Source organism: Orientia chuto str. Dubai (assembly GCF_000964595.1).
Taxonomy (GTDB): domain Bacteria; phylum Pseudomonadota; class Alphaproteobacteria; order Rickettsiales; family Rickettsiaceae; genus Orientia; species Orientia mediorientalis.
Window position 1 is genome coordinate 1 of sequence record NZ_LANP01000014.1, and the last position, 23,981, is coordinate 23,981.

At 29.3% G+C, this 23,981-nt stretch carries 24 protein-coding genes, 1 tRNA gene and 1 pseudogene; 6 read left to right on the forward strand and 20 right to left on the reverse strand.

What is annotated here, in order from left to right; genetic code table 11:
• Window positions 1-441 precede the first annotated feature (441 nt).
• Both OCHUTO_RS06390 and OCHUTO_RS06395 read left to right on the forward strand, forming a co-directional pair.
• Complete coding sequence (locus OCHUTO_RS06390) at window positions 442-666, forward strand: cell wall metabolism sensor histidine kinase WalK (RefSeq protein ID WP_232296954.1); 225 nt, start codon at window positions 442-444, stop codon at window positions 664-666.
• On the forward strand, window positions 633-1,109 hold the full coding sequence (locus tag OCHUTO_RS06395; protein WP_045797291.1) for a response regulator: 477 nt from the start codon (window positions 633-635) through the stop codon (window positions 1,107-1,109). Before OCHUTO_RS06390 ends, OCHUTO_RS06395 begins: the two co-directional genes overlap by 34 nt.
• Before the next feature lie 114 nt (window positions 1,110-1,223).
• Here the strand turns inward: OCHUTO_RS06395 and OCHUTO_RS02645 are convergent, their stop codons facing one another.
• The 11 genes from OCHUTO_RS02645 to OCHUTO_RS02695 form a co-directional block, all read right to left on the reverse strand.
• A complete protein-coding gene (locus OCHUTO_RS02645) occupies window positions 1,224-3,017 on the reverse strand; it encodes an ABC transporter ATP-binding protein (protein ID WP_084215360.1) in 1,794 nt (597 codons plus the stop codon).
• Between the two features lie 69 nt (window positions 3,018-3,086).
• Window positions 3,087-3,833 (reverse strand): UMP kinase, encoded by a 747-nt coding sequence (gene pyrH / locus OCHUTO_RS02650; RefSeq protein WP_045797292.1) that lies wholly within the window; start codon window positions 3,831-3,833, stop codon window positions 3,087-3,089.
• 528 nt (window positions 3,834-4,361) lie between these two features.
• Complete coding sequence (locus tag OCHUTO_RS02655) at window positions 4,362-4,577, reverse strand: hypothetical protein (RefSeq protein ID WP_045797293.1); 216 nt, start codon at window positions 4,575-4,577, stop codon at window positions 4,362-4,364.
• A 535-nt stretch (window positions 4,578-5,112) separates the two neighbouring features.
• Entirely contained in the window at window positions 5,113-5,508 is a 396-nt protein-coding gene (gene acpS, locus OCHUTO_RS02660) for a holo-ACP synthase (protein WP_045797294.1), read from the reverse strand.
• Window positions 5,509-5,514: 6 nt separating this feature from the next.
• Window positions 5,515-7,644 (reverse strand): RelA/SpoT family protein, encoded by a 2,130-nt coding sequence (locus OCHUTO_RS02665; RefSeq protein ID WP_045797295.1) that lies wholly within the window; start codon window positions 7,642-7,644, stop codon window positions 5,515-5,517.
• 33 nt (window positions 7,645-7,677) lie between these two features.
• Window positions 7,678-8,058, reverse strand: coding sequence for a DNA-directed RNA polymerase subunit omega (gene rpoZ, locus OCHUTO_RS02670; protein ID WP_052694625.1), 381 nt, complete (start codon window positions 8,056-8,058; stop codon window positions 7,678-7,680).
• Between the two features lie 903 nt (window positions 8,059-8,961).
• Window positions 8,962-9,036: transfer RNA gene (locus OCHUTO_RS02675), tRNA-Thr, on the reverse strand.
• A 146-nt stretch (window positions 9,037-9,182) separates the two neighbouring features.
• Window positions 9,183-9,515 carry a 30S ribosomal protein S16 gene (rpsP, locus tag OCHUTO_RS02680; protein ID WP_045797296.1) on the reverse strand — a complete coding sequence of 111 codons (333 nt, stop codon included), beginning with the start codon at window positions 9,513-9,515 and terminating at the stop codon, window positions 9,183-9,185.
• A gap of 8 nt (window positions 9,516-9,523) precedes the next feature.
• Window positions 9,524-9,694, reverse strand: coding sequence for a 50S ribosomal protein L33 (gene rpmG / locus OCHUTO_RS02685; RefSeq protein ID WP_045797297.1), 171 nt, complete (start codon window positions 9,692-9,694; stop codon window positions 9,524-9,526).
• 530 nt (window positions 9,695-10,224) lie between these two features.
• Complete coding sequence (locus OCHUTO_RS02690) at window positions 10,225-11,382, reverse strand: ankyrin repeat domain-containing protein (RefSeq protein WP_269745481.1); 1,158 nt, start codon at window positions 11,380-11,382, stop codon at window positions 10,225-10,227.
• Window positions 11,383-11,464: 82 nt separating this feature from the next.
• Entirely contained in the window at window positions 11,465-11,842 is a 378-nt protein-coding gene (locus OCHUTO_RS02695; RefSeq protein WP_084215364.1) for an ankyrin repeat domain-containing protein, read from the reverse strand.
• A 513-nt stretch (window positions 11,843-12,355) separates the two neighbouring features.
• On the opposite strand from OCHUTO_RS02695, the gene OCHUTO_RS02700 reads away from it, so the two are divergent.
• Window positions 12,356-13,564 (forward strand): lipase family protein, encoded by a 1,209-nt coding sequence (locus OCHUTO_RS02700; RefSeq protein ID WP_045797299.1) that lies wholly within the window; start codon window positions 12,356-12,358, stop codon window positions 13,562-13,564.
• 312 nt (window positions 13,565-13,876) lie between these two features.
• Here the strand turns inward: OCHUTO_RS02700 and apaG are convergent, their stop codons facing one another.
• The 5 genes from apaG to OCHUTO_RS02725 form a co-directional block, all read right to left on the reverse strand.
• Window positions 13,877-14,302: a Co2+/Mg2+ efflux protein ApaG gene (gene apaG / locus OCHUTO_RS02705; protein ID WP_045797300.1), complete on the reverse strand. Its 426-nt coding sequence runs from the start codon at window positions 14,300-14,302 to the stop codon at window positions 13,877-13,879.
• A gap of 213 nt (window positions 14,303-14,515) precedes the next feature.
• Window positions 14,516-15,484: a tRNA dihydrouridine synthase DusB gene (dusB, locus tag OCHUTO_RS02710; RefSeq protein WP_045797312.1), complete on the reverse strand. Its 969-nt coding sequence runs from the start codon at window positions 15,482-15,484 to the stop codon at window positions 14,516-14,518.
• Between the two features lie 31 nt (window positions 15,485-15,515).
• Entirely contained in the window at window positions 15,516-15,989 is a 474-nt protein-coding gene (gene ruvC, locus OCHUTO_RS02715; RefSeq protein WP_045797301.1) for a crossover junction endodeoxyribonuclease RuvC, read from the reverse strand.
• A 121-nt stretch (window positions 15,990-16,110) separates the two neighbouring features.
• On the reverse strand, window positions 16,111-16,470 hold the full coding sequence (locus OCHUTO_RS02720; RefSeq protein WP_045797302.1) for a TrbC/VirB2 family type IV secretion system protein: 360 nt from the start codon (window positions 16,468-16,470) through the stop codon (window positions 16,111-16,113).
• A 146-nt stretch (window positions 16,471-16,616) separates the two neighbouring features.
• Window positions 16,617-16,994 (reverse strand): TrbC/VirB2 family type IV secretion system protein, encoded by a 378-nt coding sequence (locus OCHUTO_RS02725; RefSeq protein WP_045797303.1) that lies wholly within the window; start codon window positions 16,992-16,994, stop codon window positions 16,617-16,619.
• Window positions 16,995-17,566: 572 nt separating this feature from the next.
• Here OCHUTO_RS02725 and OCHUTO_RS06400 point away from each other — a divergent pair.
• From OCHUTO_RS06400 to OCHUTO_RS06805, 3 genes are read left to right on the forward strand one after another with little or no spacing between them, the layout of a single operon-like run.
• Window positions 17,567-17,737, forward strand: a complete 171-nt coding sequence (locus tag OCHUTO_RS06400) for a hypothetical protein (RefSeq protein WP_232296956.1) — start codon at window positions 17,567-17,569, stop codon at window positions 17,735-17,737.
• 14 nt (window positions 17,738-17,751) lie between these two features.
• Entirely contained in the window at window positions 17,752-18,231 is a 480-nt protein-coding gene (locus OCHUTO_RS06800; RefSeq protein ID WP_458692775.1) for a transposase, read from the forward strand.
• 31 nt (window positions 18,232-18,262) lie between these two features.
• On the forward strand, window positions 18,263-18,373 hold the full coding sequence (locus OCHUTO_RS06805; protein ID WP_458692776.1) for a transposase: 111 nt from the start codon (window positions 18,263-18,265) through the stop codon (window positions 18,371-18,373).
• Between the two features lie 527 nt (window positions 18,374-18,900).
• On the opposite strand, the gene OCHUTO_RS02740 is transcribed toward OCHUTO_RS06805, so the two are convergent.
• The 4 genes and pseudogenes from OCHUTO_RS02740 to OCHUTO_RS02755 all read right to left on the reverse strand — a co-directional run bounded on the left by OCHUTO_RS02740 (window position 18,901) and on the right by OCHUTO_RS02755 (window position 23,333).
• Window positions 18,901-19,257, reverse strand: coding sequence for a TrbC/VirB2 family type IV secretion system protein (locus OCHUTO_RS02740; protein ID WP_052694627.1), 357 nt, complete (start codon window positions 19,255-19,257; stop codon window positions 18,901-18,903).
• Window positions 19,258-19,433: 176 nt separating this feature from the next.
• A complete protein-coding gene (locus tag OCHUTO_RS02745; protein WP_045797305.1) occupies window positions 19,434-20,933 on the reverse strand; it encodes an Npt1/Npt2 family nucleotide transporter in 1,500 nt (499 codons plus the stop codon).
• A 378-nt stretch (window positions 20,934-21,311) separates the two neighbouring features.
• Window positions 21,312-22,977 (reverse strand): annotated as a pseudogene (gene groL, locus OCHUTO_RS02750) (chaperonin GroEL).
• A gap of 71 nt (window positions 22,978-23,048) precedes the next feature.
• A complete protein-coding gene (locus tag OCHUTO_RS02755; RefSeq protein ID WP_045797306.1) occupies window positions 23,049-23,333 on the reverse strand; it encodes a co-chaperone GroES in 285 nt (94 codons plus the stop codon).
• Window positions 23,334-23,981 lie beyond the last annotated feature (648 nt).

Sequence of the window (23,981 nt, forward strand, 5' to 3'; positions counted from 1 at the left end):
GAAAGAAAGAGTATTAACTATAATAACATTAGCTAATTCTGGTATTGAGAAATTGGTATCATATAGTAACAATTTACTTGATTTATCGAAGTTCGAACAAGGCGAATGGTATTTGATATAGAGTTAAATAATTTTCAATTCATGTTAAAAGAAATAGTTGCTGAATGTAGTAAACTCAACGTAACTGAAAACCATATAATTAGTTTAAATTATGTGATCAAGCTGAAACTATGTTTGATTTGATTATGCTAGAATAAGAAAAGTATGCTAAATCTTATTTCAAATGCAATTCAATATTCAATCTGGCATGTTCTAATTACAGTAAAGCCATACAAAAATGGATAGAAGTATCAGTTGAGGATGAGGAATAGGTATACCTGAGAATGAGCTTGAAAAAATTTTTTACCATTTGAAGAAAGAGCAAAACTAAATCTAAAGCTTGTGGTGTGGCTTAGGTTTAACGTTGCAAAAGAAATTATATTAGCACATCATGGCGAAATTTGGGCTGAAAATCGCCCTAATATAGGAAGTAAGTTTATCTTTAGTTACCATTACAACACCAGAAGGAGGTTTAATAAAGCTGTTTACAGTAAGAATGAAATTTTTCGTAAAACAGATGAAATGAAAAACTATTGCAGGAATTTAGCTATGAGTATCATTCTATAAAATCTCTTAAGGCGCTTGAGGAGCATATTAGAATCAATAAAAGTATTTTAATAGTTGATGATGATCAAAATGTTTTAGATACAATATCTTTGGATATATATGCTGAACGTTATAAGCCCACTCCAGTTAACAATCCTTTTGAAGCTATTAAGTTGATTAAGGAGAATCCAGAATTTTTCTCTTTAGTGCTGCTAGATATGGTAATGCCTGGTAAAAATGGAGAACAAGTTGTACGAGAAATTCATACAACAACAAAAATGTATAGTATACCCATTATTATTCTATCTGGTCATACTCAGACTTATGAAACTAAACATTTACTTTATTCCATGGGAGTAACCGCATTTATTGAAAAACCTTATACCTACAATGAGCTGCATAATATTATCAACAATTATCTCAAGCAAGCCACTATTCCACTTCCTCCCTCTCGTTTCTCTTAGTTAACTTATATTTAATTATTATATTTCTTTAACTTGGAGGAGAATAGTTTATATTTATCTCTTAATTTCGTTAAAAACTCAATAGTACCTCAGTTTTTAGATATTAAAAGTAAGTTAAATTTTATTTATAGGGTTATCTGGAATAATACCTTTTATCTGTGAATTCCACAGCTTAATATAGATCTTGCTAGTTTTTAACAGAGTATCATGAGTACCAGTTTCAACGATATTACCTTTATCAAAAACAATAATTTGATCCATATTAAGAATGGTAGATAGTCGATGTGCAATTATTAATACTGTTTTATTATTCATTAGGTAATTTAATGATTCTTTGATTAATTCTTCAGTTATACCATCTAAAGCACTAGTTGCTTCATCTAATATTAATATGGGAGAATTTTTTAGAATTGCCCTAGCAATAACTATTCTTTGACGTTGACCTACTGATAAGTTTTTTCCTCTCTCACCACAAAAGTTGCTATATCCATTTGGTAGCGAAATAATAGCATCATGAATATTAGCTTTTTTAGCTGCGATAATGATTTCCTCTTCTGTGCAGTTAAAATTTCCATATCTTATATTATCTCTTATTGTTCTATCAAAAAGCAATGGCTCTTGAGGAATTACAGTAATGCTATTACGTAATGAACTTTGTGTTACATGTTGAATATTTTGATTATCAATCAAGATTTCACCATGCTTAATATCATATAATCTATTAAGTAAATTTACAAAAGTAGTTTTTCCTGATCCTGAAAACCCAACTAATCCTACTCTTTGTTTGCCAAGAATAGTAACTGATTGGCTATTAAATATGTTACCACTATTTTTATAATTAAATGTCACATCTTTAAACTCAATGTGTCCGTTAGTTACTTTTAAGTCTTGAGTATTATAAGTATCATCTTGAACAAGGTGTGGCTGTATTAGCGATGTACATTGATTAAAGTTACCTACTTCTTCGTAAAAATCAGACATTTCAAATATTAAGTCCCACATTTCACTTACTGTTTCCATCACAAGGCTTATAACTAGAACAAAATCACCAATAGTTATATATTGATTGATTTTTAAATATACTGACACGCATATAATACAGAAATACATTATATTGCAAGATAATCCTAAAATATAGCGTTGCCTTAACATAAGCCACCGCATATTTTGTTCACTGACAGTAGTATCTCCAATATATGAATGCAAATATTTTCTTTCAAAATGATGCGATAAAAACACTTTGATTGAGTACATGTTAGTAATAGCATCAACAATTTTGCCAACAATAGTGGCCTTGCATTTAGTAAAGACTCTAGCACAATTACTTACATACTTAGCAAAATAGATACTTGTACTACAAAAAACAATTAGCCAAACAAAAAATATAATAAAAAATAACAGATGAATACTAGATAATAATGCTAATGTACTAATTGCAATTATTAATCTTCTAAGGATTTTTTCAGTAAAAATAGCAAATACTTCTTCTAAGGATCTAGCAGCTTCAGTAATATTAAATCCAATGTTACCAGTAACATTTTCTTCAAAAAAATTATAGCTATGGTATTGAACATAATTATATAGTTCATCCATTACTGTACCTTTAAGAATAGGCATAAATTTCAAATAAATATAATCATAAGCACGATAGAGTAAGTTAATTAACTCACGGTGAGAAATATATAAGAGAATCCAAAAAGCTAGTGTTTGTAGTACAGATATTGTAGTGCTATCAGCTATGTTAATATAATCTATTATTTTTTTTTGTAGTAATTTATCTACTACTACTGAGCAGCTTATTATTATAGATAGAATAATTAATGATAACGCTTTGCCAGTATGACATTTAAAAAAATGTATAAATAACTTGCATAAGGAATTTGGCATGTTTGACTGACTATGCTCCATGTTATTGATATACATTTTTAGCTATTGCTTTCTTAAAACTTATTAATAAATATAAAAATAAATTGTTATTCAAGAAAAAAATTGCATTTTTGTATTTGAAGAAATATAAGTACCAATATTTTTACCTAAACATATCTCTTTTACTGCTAGTTTTTTGTCAAAATTAAAAATATGAATTGGTAAGTTATGCTGCTTTGCTAATAAGACAGCTGAATGATCCATAATCTTTAAATGATTAATTAAAAAATCATCATATGCTAACGTGCAATATTGCCGTGCATAATTACTTTCCTTAGGGTTAGAGTCAAAAACTCCATCTACTCCATGCTTGGCAACAAGCATAGCATCGCATCTTAATTCTAATGCTCGTTGTGCTGCTGTATAATCAGTGGTAATAAATGGTTGCCCTATACCTGCAGCTAAAATAATTAAATACCCCTTATCCAAGTGACTTAAAGCTCGAGAGCGAATAAATGGTTCAGCGATTGCTTCAATTTTAATGGCACTCATAACTCTAACTTTATAATTGGATTCTTTTTCTAATGCTGCTTTTAGCATTAGAGCATTTATAATAGTACCAAGCATTCCTACATTGTCAGCTTCAGCCCGTTCTATTTTCCAATATTCTGCATTATTTCCCCTAAAAATATTGCCGCCGCCGGCAACAAGCGCAACTTCTATTCCCATGCTTTTAACAGTTAATATTTCCTGAGCTATATATTTTAGCTTTTTAATATCAAAATTATTATCTGTATCCCCTTTTAATGCTGCTCCGCTAAGCTTGATAAGCAATCTTTGATACCTTAAGCTGCTCATAGTTATACTCCCATAGGTTATATAATTCTATTATTAATAATAAATTCATTTATGATTACTCAAAATAAAAATATAGACTTATATCAAGAGTTGTAGCATTATACATACTTAATTAAGTAGCCTTGTGAATTTCTTTTATTTATAAAACTATACAGTAATATGTTTTTTTCACAATAATAATTTGTTGCTGTTGACCCAAAAATATTAGGCCTCTATAAACCTCAGTTTTTAATTAGGAACTTTAAAATTAATAGAAAGTTTAGAGGCTTATAATGGTAATAACAACTAAGGCAGATAATGCATGTAAATATCATATGCAGCTATAATTGTAGCATGAGAAAACTTATTCTACTAATATAATATTTAAATTAGCTAAATATCTTCAAACGCAGATAGCACCTGCGATAATTAGGTTACATGTATGTTAACTTGCATTACTCGTACACTATTAGTTAATCTATGATACAGAACTTCCAGTACATTCATTCATCATTTGTGTAACTTTAGATATATATTGCTGCGCTGATTCTAAACTAACTCTAGCATAAATACCTGTTGATTTTGGGTCATTATGATTAATACTATACCAATTATATACTGACCTGCACCAGCATCTGCCATACAACTTGCAAATGTCCTTCGAGGTTGTGTATTCTTAAATTTTCTATGCCTGTGTCGTCTTGCACAAACCTTACGCCATGTTTTCTCTGGCTGCTCTAAGTGTCCGCTTTTGCTACTATACATTTGTAGTACCTATTTACTTTTAGATTCTAATTTTCTCTTTTTCAAGATTTCTATTACTTCATCTGTTTAATGCTATATTTTTCCATTCTTAAGAAAGCTTCATTTGATAACACTAGTATAATATCTGGAATAAAATTCAGAGATTATAACAATAGTATTATTATATCATCGTCCCTTGTGGCAAAACTACTAATAAATGTTGGTTGGATTTTGAGATTAAAATTGCATTTGTTAATTAATAAACAAGTTAGAAATTCAAGGCCTGAAACTAACTAAAGAAAATGCTCATATTATCTTCCTTTTAGTTTTAAAACCTACGAAACCTCATATTAATTTTGTAATCTTAATTCAATTAAGCGATTAAATATATTGTTATAAATAATTTTTTATATTAATTTTGAATTACTTGCTAATTCTTTATATCAGTTTTTTGAGCACATTCTTAAATTTAAATTAGATTAGTATCTTTAATAAATAATAACTTTAGTCCGTTTCTACTGATTATTTTATTAACTCTTCAAGTTAAAGCAGTAAATTAATGTCTCGAGATTATAGTAAATGCAGTAGCTAATGGATAATCATCAGAGAGTGAAATATCAATTTTGTATTCTATCAATCTTAAGTGGTTTAATAATATTTTATCTGCATTATGGATATGAACTATAGGCTTGCCAAGCTTATTGTTAAGTATTTCAATATTATGTAGTGATAATGGTGGAGCTATGCCAATGCCAATAGCTTTAGCTATTGACTCTTTGCCAGCAAAGCGCTTAGCGATAAAGTTAGCTTGTTGTTTAATAGACGTAAGATTTTGATAAATAGTTATCTCGTTTTTTCCTAGAATACGATTGATAAATTTAATAGAGTAGTTATTAATTAATTTTTCAATTCTTGGTATATGTATTATATCAGTACCTATTCCGTATATCATATAAACTTATATAGATAATCTTTCAACAGTTACTATTTCTTGATATGATTGCAACATATTTATTATCATATTTAATTGTTCAACTGTAGAAATTTCTATATCTATTATTATTTGAACTACATTCTGAGTGCAATTATTAGTTTTTATATTGCTAATATTAATATTATTTTTTTCAAGCTTAGTAGTAATACTCGATAAGCTACTAATTTTATTATGCAGAGATAATTGCAAACTTGAAGTATAACATATGTTTTTAGCATTACTGCTCCAGTTAAGATCTAATAATCTTGCTGTAGAATCTACAATAGAGCTAGTAGAAGCAACTGTACAGAAGGTAGTATGAATTATTATTCTTCCCTGTAAAAAAATGCCAACAATTAAGTCTCCTGGTAATGGATAACAGCATTTAGCAAAACTTATAGGAAAATTATTAATCTTATCATCAATTTTATTATCAGATATAGTAATTGGTGATAGCTTATCATTTAGGTAATAAGATTTGTTTAATGTAACTAAATCTGGTATTGAAGCAACAATTTTGATAATTTTCTCTATTGTTAATAATCTACTACCAATTAAAAAAAATATTTCTTCTGCGTTTTTTTTATTCAACTTTTGAATAATTTTTGTAATACATACATTAATATTTATGACTTGTATTTTTTTTAAGGTTTGTATCAACATTTTTTTACCTAAGTTTACATACTTTATATAACTTTGATTACATATAAACTTACGGATTTCTGATTGGGCTTTACCTGTAATAGCAAACGTTGTCCACCTAAAAGTAGGTAATTGAGTATGTGATGTTATAATTTCAACTTGATCTCCATTTTGGAGTTGTTGATCTAATGGTATAATTTTATTACTAATTTTTGCCCCTATGCATTTGTTTCCTAATTCTGAGTGTATCTTATATGCAAAATCTATTACAGTAGCTCCTTTAGGTAAAGAAATAAGCTTTCCTTCTGGAGTAAAACAAACAACTTGGTCATAATACATTGCTAGTTTAGTATCCTGTAAGAACTCTTGATTACTATAAGACTGTTCTAGTATATTCAATAATTCTAGAATCCATTTGTGTTGATCTATATTATTTTCATGTTGCTTATATTGCCAATGTGCTGCTACCCCAAGCTCTGATATTTCATGCATTTTCATTGTTCTGATTTGAACTTCCGTTTTTTTTTGTTGAGGGCCAATAATTGTAGTATGTATTGATTGATAACCATTATCTTTTGGAATACTAATAAAGTCTTGAAAGCTACCAGGTATTGTTTTATATTTTGAATGAATTGCTCCTAAAACCTGATAGCATTCTGGAATAGTACTAACAATAACTCTAAATGCCATAAGGTCCGATAACTGATCTAGCCCAACGCATTTTTGTCTCATTTTAATCCAAATTGAGTATGGGGCTTTATGTCTACCATATACCTCAGCTTTAATACCAGCATCTATCAAGGTATTTTGAATTTCTGTTATGATAGAATCAGAGGTTATGCAATTATTATCATTGTATTGTGCAATTTTATTAATAATAGCATCTCTAATTTGAGGATACATTACTTTAAAGGCAAGATCCTGTAATTCTAGCTTTATGCTCTGAACTCCTATTCTTTCAGCTAATGGAGCGTAAATTTCCATTGTTTCTAAAGCTATTCTAATACGCTTATTTAACTGCTTAATAGAGTCAATTGTACGCATATTATGTAGACGATCAGCTAATTTTATTATCAGTACCCTAATGTCATTACTTATAGCTGTTAGTAGCTTACGAAAATTTTTAGCTTGTTTGGTATAATAAGATGAAAATTGAATTTTAGTAAGCTTAGTAAGGCCATTCACTAGTACCGATACTTCTTGTCCAAATTCATGTTCAATTTCGCTTATAGTAAGTTCAGTATCCTCCACTGTATCGTGCAATAGCGCAGCAATAACAGATACAGTATCAAGCTTCATTTTAGCAATAATAAGAGCTACATGCAGCGGATGATAATAATATGGCTCACCAGATTGGCGAAGTTGTTTTCCATGATAGTGAATGGCATAATCTATAGCTTTATTCACAAGATTTTTATCAAATGTTAAATCATAAGAAGATAATTGATTAATAATATCTTCACGATCAACCATAAGGCTAATAACCTGTTTTATATTTTTACTTTTTTATTTTTTATCATTAATAATACTTAAATTTTCATAATTAAAATCTATTTGTTGGCTGTTAAATTCAGAACTACTATCAAAATTAGTAAAATACTCCTCAGTATTATTCAATTTATCTTGTTGTGGCTTGTGTAACAAGTTATGACTTTGAGTTTGATGCTTTAAAATAAGCTTTTCTCTTAACTCAGGAACACTTATTATTCCAGTTGTAATTTCTTTTAGAGCAATAATTTGAATTTTATCATCTTCATTATGATTTATCGTAATATTAGAACCAGAATTTATTTCTTCAGCTCGCAGCGCTGCTAAAGACACTAACTCAAATCTATTTATTACATGTTGACAATTGTGCTCGATAATTCTTGCTATGTTATATTTCATAAAAAAAATTATTTACTTTATTTTATATGATGATACATTAATTTTTCATTAATAGCTATTATTAAAGTAAATTTCTGAACTATTATTGATCTAAATTGTTATAATAAAAAACATAAAATAACAATGCTAAAATTCTATACAGAATAATGCTTAATTTAAGAAATATTATATAAAGACAAAGCATTACATATTGAGCAATGTCCTATATAGCTTGACTAGCAGTATACTTTGTATCATAAAGCACAATATGCATATTTTTTCCTTGCTTTTTTTAGTATAACTACCTTAATAATCTATGCTATATCCTTTATTTTACAGAATATCTAATTAATTCTTATATAAGAAAATGTAAGATAAATTTTTTCTTTTTGCAGTTTAAAAACTTCGACAAATTCCCCTTAGCAAAAAAATTATGAGTAGGAATTACTAAGAAATCCGTAGAATAATGCTGCTATAACACTGTTAATAATAACTGTGTGTTTTTTTCTTTTGATCAGCATTAGCTTCAACTTTGAGAGTAAAAAAAATTTACTCCGTAGCTTAATACTTTAATCAAGCTCTAATAATGAATCGGAACTAAATTCCTGAAAATCATCAAAATTGTTAAATGATATTACTGTAATAATTCTATGATCTTGAGTAAATGCTGTATTTGCTTATTTACATCTTCAGCTAAATTTATTAGATACAACAATTAAATTCTTATTTTCTAATGACCTTTTAAAGTACTCATTATCAGATCTTTAAAGTCAAAGAAGTATATATCTTTGATTAAGAAGCTGAAGTAAAATTATTTTATAAAACTAAACTTTATCACTATTAAAAAGGCATAAAAATGGGCACGATAAATTATCAATAACTTATATTATGAGGAGTTAAAAACATTGCATTTGCATAATATATTGGTGCCGAATGTCGGATTTGAACTGACGACCTACCGCTTACAAGGCGGTTGCTCTACCGCTGAGCTAATTCGGCATAAAATTTTTAAGTATGAGCTTATAAGCTATATATTTAATATACTATTACATTCCTTGCATAAACAAACATGTATTATATATTTTTCCCCTTAAACTACTTTATTGTATATGCTCATAAGACTTTTTTTAGCAATAATACATTTTTTATGTATTGTGCTTCTCTTTTGGAGGCTTAGCCACACGGCTTTTAAGCTTAACTTCCAATTTTTTTTGCACTGATAATGGCAATGTAATGTTAAACTGCTGTATAAATTTTATAACTCTTTCTGTTGGTTGAGCTCCATGAGCTAACCAATGTTCAACTCTATCAGTTTTTAATACTACCCTTTCCTGATTATCTTTAGATAATAGTGGATTATAATATCCTACCTTTTCAATAAAAGCTCCATCTCTTGGAGCATGATTATTAGCTACAACAATTTTAAAATAAGAGCATTTTTTCGCACCTGAGCGAGCTAATCGAATCTTAACTGCCATAAATACACTTATTTGATTTTTGCTTCTGTAAACTGCACATGCTTTCTAATCTTTGGATCATACTTTCTAAATACTAGCTTTTCAGTTTGAGTTTTAGGATTGCGCTGCTTAACAAAAAAAACACCTGTTGCAGCACTGCTAACTAACTTAACTAAAACTTTTTTTTTTTTTCTAGACACTTAAATGCTTAATTTAATTAAATTATAAATATGTTACTAAAATAATGTCATACATAAAAGCTTAATTTATACATAATTTTATTCGAGTCAAGCTTTAACTTACTTTTGCATGAAATAAAATTATTCATTCCATCTTTTATTAAAGTATAATTTTAATTTTTTATAACTTTTTGCATTAATTGAAGTAATTATATCAAGTTTAAAAAACAAAGTTTTTTTTGTTAAAAAATTTATCATTTTTGTGTATAATATATACTTAAATAATATAAATAAAATTTATAAATATAATGTTAAATGCCAAATTAGATGGAAAAAGTTAAGAAAGTGATTATATGAATTATACTGAGAATATATATTGAGTATGATCTAAAAAATAGATGTATTTTTTAATACATTGAAAAAAATTTAATTAAGAAATGCAATGCTTATCTCTATTTTTAACAAATACTGCTATATATTTTTGCTGAAAATGCTTTAGCACCTATATAAACTCTTATTAAGATGGTATTTATATTGAATATAGTTTAATGCTATTCTTGGTCTGCAGTATGTGAAATACACCCGGTAAGATTATTTATGGTTTCCGGATCACAGGAACATAATTTTATTAATTCTTCATTACTTAAGTTGCCTAAAATTTCTAACTTAATGTTATCATCCATAGCATTCCACCAATATAATTCTGTGTTACTGCATAGATTAGAATCCATTGATGCTATTGCTTGATGTAATATCTGATATCGGTGAAGCCCTTGATTAATATGCTTGTGAATGTAAGGAGCATATTCTCCAAGTGCTTCACCGTTACCATAACAACATTTAAGCCTAGTAGCATGTTTTGCTAATTCATTAAGATCATTGTTTGTAAAAATGATATCAAAATCTGTATTATTATTACAATTTACTTTGCTTTTCATACCTTCTATTACTCGTTCGCACTTTTGCAGCATATTAAGAATCCCCATACTATTAGACTCAGCTGCATAGCATGAAGCAGTTTTACCATGGTTATCTTGTAAACTTGCATTAGCTGCGCAATTTAATAGATGTTTTACAATAAAAAAATATCCGTTTCCAGCTGCTAAATGTAAAGCAGTTTTATCATCCTGATCTTTGAAATTGATATTACTAGCATTATAATGTATTAGAAGTTTTAATGTATAATACTGTCCAGATTCAGCAGCACAATGTAAAGGTATCCTACCTGAATTGTCCCGCAAATTAATATTTGCTCCATGTTCTAACAACAGAGCAATGGCTTGGTCACTGCCATGCTGTGCTGCCAAATGTAAAGGAGATTTTCCATTATTATTTTGTAAATTAATGTCATTATTGTTAGCCAATAAACATTTTATAACCTTTGAGTGATTATGTATAGCAGCCTCATGTAAAGCTGTATTACCAATATGATTTGGTAATACACTGTTTGCTCCATATTTTAATAACATACTTACAGCTTTTGCATTGCCATCACGAGCAACACAATGTAAAGGAGATTGCCCATTATTATTTTGTAAATTAATGTCAGCATGATACCGCAATAGAAGTTGTAGCGCCTTTTCATGATTATAGCTAGCAGCATAATATATAGCAGATTCACCAGCATGATTGAATATACTAGCATCAGCATTATAACGTAATAACGCCTTCATCATATCCAAATAACCATGTTTAGTAGCATAGTGCAGTGCAGTATCGCGTTATTGTCTGGTAGGTCAATATTAGCCCCACCAGTTACTAATAGCCTAACAATCTTATTCCACTAGCTAACTAACAACAAATATCATTGCGCTGTGTAGCAGCATAATGAAAACTAGCCCTACCGCTTGCGTCTTGTAAATTTACATCGGCTCCATGACTGATTAATAGCTTAACAGCACTAGTATGTCGTAGCAAAATAGCAACATGCAAAGGTGTTATCCCATTCTGATTAATTGCATCAACCTGAGCTCCATGATCAATTAAAGTCTTCATAGTTTTTAAATAACCAAATATAGCAGCTATATGCAAAGAAGAGTCACCAGATTGATAACGTGAATCAACATCAGCTCCATTATTTAAAAGCATAGCAGCAGTATGTGGACTGCCAAAATATACAGCCTTATATAAAAGGCGATTTATATCAATCTCTTGGTTCCGATTTAACAGATATCTTAATAGCCTTGCTCAGTCACAAAAAATTATAAAATTTAACAAGTAATCATTCATTACAACTTAAAAATTAATTTTAGTAGTCTTTAAAGCCTTTTATAATGTAATATCTAATTTTAAAATGCATTATAATGAAAATTCAAAAAATATGTATAAATTTAACAACTTAAGATTAAATTACATATGTTAATTAATGAATAAGTGGAAATTCAATGCATTAAATTAACTAAATGTAGATAGTACTAATGTTCCTAAATAAGCATATTACTGGTTTGTTTATTTGCGGTGATAAAGGATATTTAAAACAAAATTTGTTTTCTGATTTTTGTAATAATAGATTGTAGTTTGTAACTGTTATAAAAAAATATGAAGAACAAACTCTTTATAGATCAATAATACTGTATTAACTGTATATTTTTTACTCATTTTATAAAAAAATATATTGACACCTTTAGCTAACAAGGTTATACTTAGGCAGTATTAATTAACTTTTAGTAACAATTATTAAATATGCCTACAAAAATATTATCTACATTCACTAAAGCTGCATCATTAGCAAACAAGGTTCCTTCTTGTGGTTTTGCTCAACAAGCAGTTGACCTTGCCTATAAAATAGGTCGTTCTAATTATGCAGAAAAATGCAAAAAGCTAGAACAACAAATCGGAAATGATGGATGGAAAGTATTATGCACTTCTGCTGATTATGCAGATACTAATCAGTGCGGCTATAAAGCAGTAGCTTTAATTAATGAAAAGACTAAACAAGTTCATATTGCTACTGCAGGTACTAATCCTACAAATATGCATGATCTCCGTGATGACTTGTGCGGTGTCTACAATCATGGTTATATTTCAAAAACGAAGCCAATGCAGGCCTTTCTTGACAAAATAACTTCTAGTGTTAGTAGTCATGGCCCAATCAGTAGCTGGGATTTCAGTACTAGCGGGCATTCTCTTGGAGCAGTAGTTGCAGATTTAACTGCAGCAGAAATAAGATGTAGAAATCTTAAATTATCTAAAGCTATTACTTTTGAAAATCCGGGATCAAAGCCAATAGTAGAAAATCAATACTTCTCTAATGAAGATCGAAAATCAATACTATCATTTGCAAAGCATTGTGTAGTTGTTAATGCACAACCTAATTTTATAAATGCTACTAATGACCAATTAGCTGGTGAAAAAAAGTTAGTATTATGGAACAAAAAACTAAGCAATAATCCTGATAGCAGCGCTAGTAGTAGCAATTTGGTAAAACTTATGCATACTGCAGCTAGAATGTTAGGGATTGCACAAGCTGCAGAAAAGGTAGCATCGTATTTAGGAATCAACAACTTGTTAAATGACATATCTAATCATAAGCTTGCTAATTTTGAAGATTTAGATGAAAGTAAAAAAGAAAATAGCATTGTAAAAAAAATCTTTGCAGTAAAAGAGTGGGGTGGTAAGAAATGTATACTATTATCTGATTCTGAAGCACAAAAGTTAAAAAATGTTGTTCCAACAGGTAACGATGTTTTGGTAGAAGATAAGAATGAAGCACTAAGCCATAACACTCTTCAATCATTCGCATGTTATAAAGGTTTCGGCTATGCTGATTTACTTCGCCCAATATATTCTTCTGATCTTGCTTTTGATCAAGAGGAAATGTCGAGTGAAACTGGTGAGGGTTTTTCTATTTTAGTAGGCAATAAAACTGACTGGAGCACAGAGGTTGATTAGAAATCAGAACTAAAAACAACCTCTATATAACTTTATAAGTAACGTTTGACCTGTAAGTACAGTAAACAATTCTTTAATAGTTATGTAATAATAACTATTATTGGGTGGTATTTTAGTCTAATTTTAGGTTATAGCTGATATTTAAAAGTCAATAAGTCAAGAAAATTTAATTCTCCCATTGAGATGTAGACTTTTTCATAATTTTCTATAATATTATATAAATATACTCTTTGAAACATAGCTAAATAAATACAGAATCGCTAGTTTAATTACTATAATTTGATCTTAAATTTATATATCACTTCTATAAAGCTAGTTTTTAAATTTTAGATTCAATAAATCAATATCAAGTGAAAAAGTAGGAATTACAACTTTAAATTCTTTTTCAGATTCCTTATCTAGCATAGTATATGTTCCTTTCATAAGACCAGAACTAGTAAATAATCTTGTTTGACTTATATATTCAAAAACTTCCATGTGATCTAATACAGGCTTTTGTCCTATTACTCCCTCGCCCTCTACTTCTTCAAGTATACTATTAGAATCATATATTTTCCAATATCTACTTAACAACTGTACAGGATGTTGCCTTAAATTTTTGATTCGAACTTTATATAACCACACATATATAGAGCGTAATCTATTAGAAGCTTCAGGATAAAAGGTTGGGCTTACCGTTACTAAAACATCTTCTGTTAAAGCATAAAATCCATCAAATTTATAATCTTCTACATTCATTATATTCTAAACTTTAATTATACTAATAAAATTATGTGAAACTTAATATATTAATCCACCTTAATCAAGTTATATTTAAATCTTTTATCAGCATAAAGTCTGTAACTTTGATGATAAAAGTTAATCAATATAACTTCATCACATATTCCCTTCATTTGCTAGTAATAGATTTTAGAGATGAATTTTTCAGAGCTATTTTATAGCAACACTTATTTATTCTGAAAAAAATTGATTAATAATCTCCCTTACCTGCTCTGTATTTTCCATAGTAGTAACTTTAGATCTGAAATCAGTTGAATTATGCAACCCTTTACTGTACCATCCTAGATGCTTACGTGCTATCCTCATGCCATGCTCAATACCATAATAACTTAGCATTGATTCATAATGATTCAAAATAACTTGTTTTTGCTCTATTAAGCTAGGTGGCGGTAAATAAGATTGATGTGTTAGATAGTATGAAATTTGAGATAATAGCCATGGTTTACCGTATGCTCCACGCCCTACCATAACTCCATCAGCCTTAGATATTTTAAGACAATTAATAGCATCATCAACACTAGTAATATCACCATTAGCTATAACTGGAATTTTTATGCTTTCTTTTACTTTTTTAATAAATTCCCAATCAGATTTGCCTGAATAAAACTGACATCTGGTACGACCATGAACTGTAATCATTTTTATGCCACAATCTTCCGCTATTTTAGCTATTACATGCGCATTACGGCAACTTTCATCCCAACCTGTACGCATTTTTAAGGTTACTGGAATAGAAACACTTTCAACAGTTGCTGCTAATATTTTTGCAGCTAGTAGTTCATTCCGCATCAACGCTGAGCCAGCATATCCACCTACTATTTTCTTAGCTGGACAGCCAAAATTAATATCAATAATTTTAGCTCCCATATCCTGGTTCATTCTAGCAGCATCAGCCATAACATCTGGCTCACAACCAGCAAGCTGTACACAAGAACCAGTAATATCATTCTCAATGAGAGCAGATTTCATAATAGATTTGCGAGTTTCTTGAATCATAGCCCGACTTGCTATCATTTCCGAGACTACTAATCCTGCTCCAAATTGTTTAACAAGCTTACGAAATGGTAAATCAGTAACTCCAGACATTGGAGCTAAAATAACTGGAGTAGATAATTCAATACTATCAATTTTTATTGTCATAGATAAGTTATCACCCAATTTTCAATAAAATTTATATAATTTTCCTATTAACAGATGCAGTATAAGCTGTAGCTAAAGCATCAGATTCATCTTTATTAATTACATTCTTTATATTCATTAATAATTTTACCATTTGTTGAACTTGATGTTTTTCTGCTTTTCCAGCCCCAACAATTGCTTTTTTAATTTTATTAGGTGCATATTCACTAAAATCAATGTTATAACGTCCAATTACTGACATTATAGCTCCTCTAGCTTGAATTAAAGTAACAGAAGAGCTGTAATTTTTATTAATAAAAACTTCTTCCATAGCAATATGATATGGATTAAAATAAGTAATTAATTTTTCTACCTCAAAGCTAATTTGCCCTAGTTTTAATATTAATGAATCTTTAGAAATAGTTTTTATTACTCCACTGTTAATATAATTTACTGTACTACCTAGCACATCAATTATTCCCCAGCCAGTACTAGTCAAAGATGGATCTATTCCTAAAATTATCACCGAAAAACTTTTTAAAATTAACTCTCAAAAAAAGCTATGGACACAAATTTACACATACTCTTGCATAACATGTAAATTTATATACCTTCTAAAAAAATCATAAACTTAATTTAGCTTATTATCAAGAAGAAGAGGCAGTAGTTGCACATTGAGCATTATTATTACTACCATCTTTACCAATCCAATCATATATCTTAGCAGCTTGAGTAATTAGAACAATACCGCACACTGTAACTGCCGCTGTCCCCCAATTTACTCTTCCCATAAGAACTGTTATTCCTAAAACAAAGATTGCAACTATACATAACGCCTTAGCAGTTTTACCACTTAAAACATCTACTATTTTACATAACTTCTCACCTATTGGATCTGCACTAGAAGTCCTAGCATCAACAATACTACTAGTAGATATAAAAAGTACAAAGAAACTTAGTATTAATAATATTTTTAAATAATAATTCTTAAAGTTTAATAAGCTCATAAAATTTTCTTAAATATAAATTAATAAAAAAACTCAACTATGCTTATTTTTTTTTCTTACTTAATGGTAGTTTTATTTGCTTAATAAAACCATCTTAGTATTAAAAAAAGCCTATACTTAATCAAATAAATGCACATTAACAAAAATTAACTACCCGCTGATGATGCGCATGTTGCTTGTGTTCCACTACTACTGCCTGTAGAGCTACCGTTAGCAATCCAACCATATATTGTAGCAGCCTGAGTAATTAGAACAATACCGCAAACTGTAACGGCTGCTGTTCCCCAATTTACCTTTCCCATAAGAACTGTTATTCCTAAAACAAAGATTGCAACTATACATAACGCCTTAGCAGTTTTACCACTTAAAACATCTACTATTTTACATAACTTCTCACCTATTGGATCTGGATTATTAGCACTCTGAGCATCAACGATACTACTAGTAGATATAAAAAGTACAAAAAAACTTAGTATTAGTAATATTTTTAAATAATAACTTTGCTTAAAGTTTAACAAGCTCATAAATTTTTCCTAAATATAAATTAATCAAACAAAACTCAACTATAAGTTCAACAAGCTCATAAATTTTTCCTAAATATAAATTAATTTAAAAAAAACTCAACTATAAGTTCAACAAGCTCATAAATTTCTCCTAAATATAAATTAATTTAAAAAAAACTCAACTATAAGTTCAGTAAGCTCATAAATTTTTCCTAAATATAAATTAATCAAACAAAACTCAACTATGCGTATTTTTTTCTTACTTAATGGTAGTTTTATTAAGCAAATAAAACCATCTTAGTACCAAAAAAAGCCTATACTAATAAAATAAAATGCACATTAACAAAAATTAACTACCATATGATGATGATGAGTATGTTGCTTGTGCACTACCACTGTTTGTAGCGCTATTGTTAGCAATCCACCATATATTGTATACTCATTGTAAATGAAGAGTTTGCAAAAAAGAAAAATCTGTTAAAAGGGATAGATGTGGAAAAAATTATCAGAAGAAGAAAAAAGAATTAAGGGAAAGGCACCGTCAGGAAATAGATGGAAGGATAAGGGATCGTATCAAAACAGTATTGTGCTATATGATGAAGGTTAAACAGAGTGCACAAATAGCGAAAGCGCTATTATTAAGTAATGGAGCAATTTGTAAGCACATAAGAGATTATGAAAAAGAGAAAAACTTGAAGCCAAAAAACGGTGGAAGCAGCAGTAAATTGACTGAAAGTCAAAAAGCTCGAATTAAAGCAACATAGATGAAGTTGGGTACATAGAGGCTAGAACAGTTAAAAATTATATAGAATCTAAGTATCAGATAAATTATTCATTAAATGGCACCATAAAATTATTGCATAATTTGGGGTTTGTTTATAAAAAATCAAAACTGATTCCGGCTAAATTGAATCAAGCTAAACAAGAAGAGTTGATCGAACAATATCGGGAACTAAAAAGCAAGTTAAAACCAGCAGAAGCCTTGTATTTCATGGATTCTGTGCATTTACAATACCAGGATCGTAATCGATATGGATGGATATTAAAGGGAAAAAATAAGACTTTACCTAGTAACTCTGGATGGAAAAAATTGCACTTAATTGGTGCAATAGAAATCAATGATCTTACTGTATTTAAGCAAAACAAACCCCAAATTAATACTGATTATGTTATTGAATTTTTAGCAAATTTAGAGAAAAATAACCCTGATAAAACTAAAATTTACCTTATTTGTGATAATGCTTCCTGCCATAAGTAGAAAAAGTTAAAGAATTTTCACAAACCCTAAAATTGAGTTATTTTTTTTACCTCCTTATAGGCCTAATTTGAACCCTATTGAACGATTATGGAAATTTATGTATTCCCTTGTTACCAATAATAAATATTACTCTGAATTTTAACCAATTTTCCGAAGCTGTTAATCATTTCTTTACTCATTTATCTCAATTTCAATCTAGAGTATCTAGTTTAATTAATGATAATTTTCAATCTATTTTTCTTGATCACTTTTTCAACTCTTCAAGTTAAAGGAGTATAGCAGCCTAAGTGATTAGGGCAATACCGCAACTGTAACCGCTGCTGTTCCTCAATTACCTTTCTCATAAGAGAGACATTCCTCCTAAAACAAAGATTGCAACTATACATAACGCCTTAGCAGTTTTACCACTTAAAACATCTACTATTTCACATAACTTCTCAACTACTAGTAGGTATAAAAAGTATAAAAAAACGTAGCATTAATAATGTTTTTAAAAATAACTTTACTTAAAGTTTTACAAAGCTCATAAATTTTTTCTTAAATTAATCAAACAAAACTCAATTATGTTGAGTTTTCACTTTTTCTTTTATTAGCAAATACAAACCATTCTAGTATAGAAAAAAGCCAATTAATCAACTAAAATATATTTCCTTCCATTTAACTTGATTATTATGAGCATGTTGCTTGCGTTCCACTACTTGTAGTACTATTGTTAACAATCCAACCATATATTGTAGCAGCCTGAGTAATTAGGATAATACCGCAAACTGTAACCGCTGCTGTTCCCCAATTTACCTTTCCCATAAGAACGTACATTCCTAAAACAAAGATTGCAACCATACATAACGCCTTAGCAGTTTTACCACTTAAAACATCTACTATTTTACATAGCTGCTCACCTATTGGATCTGGTGTACTAGTACTACTAGCATTAGCACTAACAATACTATTAGTAGATATAAAAAGTATAAAAAAAGCTAATAGTATTTTCAAATAATAACCATCCTTTAAACCTAACAAACCCATAGATTTCCTCCTAAATGATATTCAATCAAAGTCCTATCTCTAATTATAAAGACACATTTGTTAAGTTTAAAATAGCATTAATTTATTTTTAAATCAATAAACTTATAATATTTATGACTGTTATCTGATCTACGATTAATAAATGTATCTCTTTTACCATATCTAAAATTAGTAAATTATACTATTTTTTTATATTCTGAATAGATTTGTTTTACAGAAAAAATCCATATTATGCATACCACAATAAAAATTAACATTAAAGCAGGTGAAAGAGAAACATAACTCGCAGCTGGAAATAGAGTAAATAAAAGAGATTGAATTAATCCACTTGAAGACTTTCCTATTTTTGCACTAATTATATCAACAGCAGCTTTTCCTTTTGTTTTTAACTCTCTATCAAGTGGAATATATAACATTTCCTTTGATGTATCCCATATTGAGTATTTAGCCCCTTTAGTAATAACATTTTGAATTGCACCAGCTATTACAGCTATAGTAATAGGCGAGGCTGAACTCATTGTCTTAACTAATAAGAACATATCTTCATCAAATACAACAAACACAAAAAATACTGTACCAGTAATTACAGTTATAATAGGAGTAATAATAGCAACTGCAAACCAACTATAATAGCGTAATATAGCATTACCGACAAGTGTCAATAGAATTATCAACACTCCCGTCCATACAACACAGTAACCATTAAACTCTGCATATGCATTAGTAGTAGAATATAAATCTTTAATTTGCGCTTTCCAAATTCCTTCAACTAAATTTATACTAAACCCAAAAGAAGCAGTACAAATTAGAATAAACCATAAATATTTAGATGAAATAATGTACTCAAAACTTTCTCTTAAATTCATCTTAGGTCTTTCTTCTATTTCATATTGCATTTTATGGTGTAACTGCGCATTTACTACTGCATTAAAATAAATAAATCGTACTAAAAAAATCGAGCATATAGAACTAACTGCCATTATTGTTATTGAAGATTGCACAAGTAATACATTATTTGATATTCCTGAAAAATATTTCTGAAGTATAGAATTACTAGATGCAAAATGGATTACAATTAATCCTCCCACTATTAAAGAAGAATTACCAAATAATGAAAATAGCATATAAAAACGTTTAGCTTCATCAGTAGTTGTAACCTCGTTAGCAAATTGCCAAAATAATAAAGCATAAAATATATTGGGCCATAGTTCCGATAACACATAAAAAATTATGTAGCTCCAATTAGCAGCAAGAGCTATATACCACTTAAAATGAGGATAATTTAACATTAACTCATTAACTTTTTCAAGATCTGGGTGAAATATACTAGCTTGAGGATAGAAATAAAAAGCAAAACAGATAAAAAATGATAAAAATGCTAATGTTAGGTAACGATATATCTTCTCAAAATTTAAATTATTAACCATATATGCATATAGTATTACAAGTAACGCTGCTACAGGAGTAACGCAATATGCCTTTATAAAACTTGTAATTTCAGAACTTATTTCCGGTATTACAATGCTATCTTTTAGAATACGCAGAATATTTTGATTAAAAAGTATACAAAACATTAAAAGAGAAGTAGGGATAAACTTTCGTAACTCATGACGGCGCACAGGCCATAAATGAATTGCTAATTTAGCAAAGAAAACCCTCACCTTGGAGATACTCATGTTTAAGATTTACTCCGACATCATAATTTTAAACAAGTATTTTGAATTATACAATTGAAATTAACTAATAAATTTTTATCTAAATTAAAACCTCAAGCTATCTAAAAAATACACAAATTCTTGTGTTTTTTTATGTCATAATAGTATAACACAAAACACTTGTATAGAACCTAAGTTTCTTTATAACATAAGATTTAGTAGTAAATAAAAAAAACTTAATAGCAACAAATACAATACTTTAAACAAAATATAATAGAGTTAATGCAAGTGTCCTACTGCTGTTGGATATTTTCTATCTATAACCCCCAGATCTATTCTGAAAATTATGATAAGAAAATAAATAAACACTTTCTAAAAAAGGAAGAAATGGGGGCGGATTTAGAAATCCATTCCTCCGCCCATACCATGATGACCTCCACCACCTAAGCTGCTATTACGGCCATTAGCATTATTATCTTCTTCATGATCAGTAATCATAGCTAAGGTAGAAATTACTAATAAAGCTACAGAAAAAGCATCTTGTAATGCAGTGCGCACTACTTTAGTTGGATCAACAATACCTGTTTTTATCATATCAACATACTGCATCGTTCTAGCATCAAATCCAAGGTTATTATCATTACTTTCACTTAGCTTATTAACAACAACATCTTCTTTGCCACCAGCATTTTTGACTATTTGTCTTAACGGAGCTTCCAAAACCTTTTTAACAATATTAATACCAACTCTTTGATCTTCATTATCACATTCTATACTATCTAAAACACGAGAAGCATAAAATAGTGCAACCCCACCACCAGGAACTATACCCTCTTCAACAGCAGCTCTAGTAGCATGCAATGCATCTTCTACTCTATCCTTGCGTTCTTTTTGCTCTACTTCAGTGGCTCCACCAACTTTCAATACAGCTACACCATTTCTTAGCTTTGCTAAACGTTCTTGTAATTTTTCTTTCTCATAGTCAGAAGTTGTATCTTTAATTGCTTCACGAATTTGTTCACAACGAGAATTGACTTTTCTCTCAATATCGCTGTTGTGCTTATCATGAACTATAGTAGTATGATCCTTTGTAACAATAACTTTATTAGCTGTCCCTAACATAGATACATGATTAACATTTTCTAATTTAGTTCCTAGCTGTTCAGTAATTACTTCACCATTAGTTAAAATAGCAATATCTTCTAACATTTCTTTTTTACGATCACCGAAACCAGGAGATTTAATTGCTACTACCTTAAGCGAGCCTTTTAAATTATTAAGCATTAATGCAGTAAGAGTTCTCCTTCTACATCATCAGCAATTATTACTAGTGGTTTACCAGTTTGCACAACAGCTTCAAGCAAAGGAATCATTGGAGCTAATGCAGATAGCTTTTGATCTAACAGCAAGATATGTGGATTCTCAAATTCGGTAATCATTTTTTCACGATTTGTAGCAAAATATGGTGATATGTATCCACGGTCAAATCTCATCCCTTTAACAACTTCAACTTCAAAGTTAAAATTCTTAGAATCTTCAACAGTGATTACCCCCTCCTGACCAACTTGTTTCATTGCATTAGCAATCTTTTCACCAATTTCTCGATCTCCATTTGATGAAACAGTAGCTACCTGAGCAATTTCTTCTTCATTCTTAACATGACTGCTGTTTTTACGAACTTCAGCAATAACTGCTTCAACTGCTTTCTCTGCTCCCTTTCTTACTTCTTGTATATCAATACCTGCAACTTCAGCTTTATTAAGCTCCCTAACACTAGCATCGGCTATAACTGTTGCAGTAGTTGTCCCATCCCCAGCTACATCTGCTGTTTTACTGGCAACAGATATACAAACTGAGCACCAACATTTAGAAGTTTATCTTTAAGTTGAATTGCCTTTGCAACACTAACCCCATCTTTAGTAATTTTAGGCGGGCCATAAGATTGTTCAATTGCTACACGCCTACCTTTAGGACCCAATGTAATACCTACTGTATTTGCTACAATATTTATACCTTCTATTATATATTTACGGCATTGATCACCATGCACGATTTGCTTACTCATATTAAAAACTCCTTAAAATATTTTATAATTTGATTAGCTTAGATAAATATTCATTATTAATATTATGAATTTCAGCGTTTAACTAATAATATATCTGACTCTTTAATAACTACATAGTCTTTACCATCTAATTTTATTTCAGTGCCAGCCCATTTTGTGTAGACAATAGTATCTCCATTCTTAACCTTTAATGGTATAACATCCCCCTTATCATTTTTATTGCCTTCGCCAACCATAACTACTATTCCTTCAGTTGGCTTCTCCTTTGCTGTATCTGGAATAAGAATCTTACCGTGTGCTCCATCACTTTGTACTGGCTCAACTAACACGCGATCATATAGTGGTTGATATTTCATAACAATCCTCCAAAAATTTTCTACTCTTAAGTATTTATAATGTTTTATTTAATAGTATAAATCAACTTACTAATTTACACTATCACTATATATTTTCTGTTACTACTTATTTCAAGTGTAAATAACAAAATTTAAAAATTTTTTTACTATGTTTAGACTTCCTTTTGTATATGTCATCATTAAGATTTTATACTACATTAGTACCACTCTCAGACAAAAGTCAGAGTAAGATACAATTTTATATTTTTAGCATATCTTGCCATTCTTTAAATTCCTGAAAATATATTTTAATGATATATCTTGATAGCTTATATAAATCTTTATTTATCTATCTTCATTTTTCTGTTTCTTTTTTTATAGTATTACAGGAATTATGCTTGCTCTTTGAATAAATTCTCTATGATATTTGTATCGTAAACGTTATCCACTATAATGTACTTAGTACCTCATTTTGGATTAGAAAATATTAGGAGAGAAATTAAAGAGGTAAATATGGTATCCTAATAATTAATGCAATAAAGATAGCATATGGTATTCAAACTCTTTGATAACCCACATTTCCTAATCTATAGTTAAGGTTAATAATTGAACTATGCAATATATTTTTTAAAAAAACTTATCAAAAATCTAAGAATAGTAGACCTTATT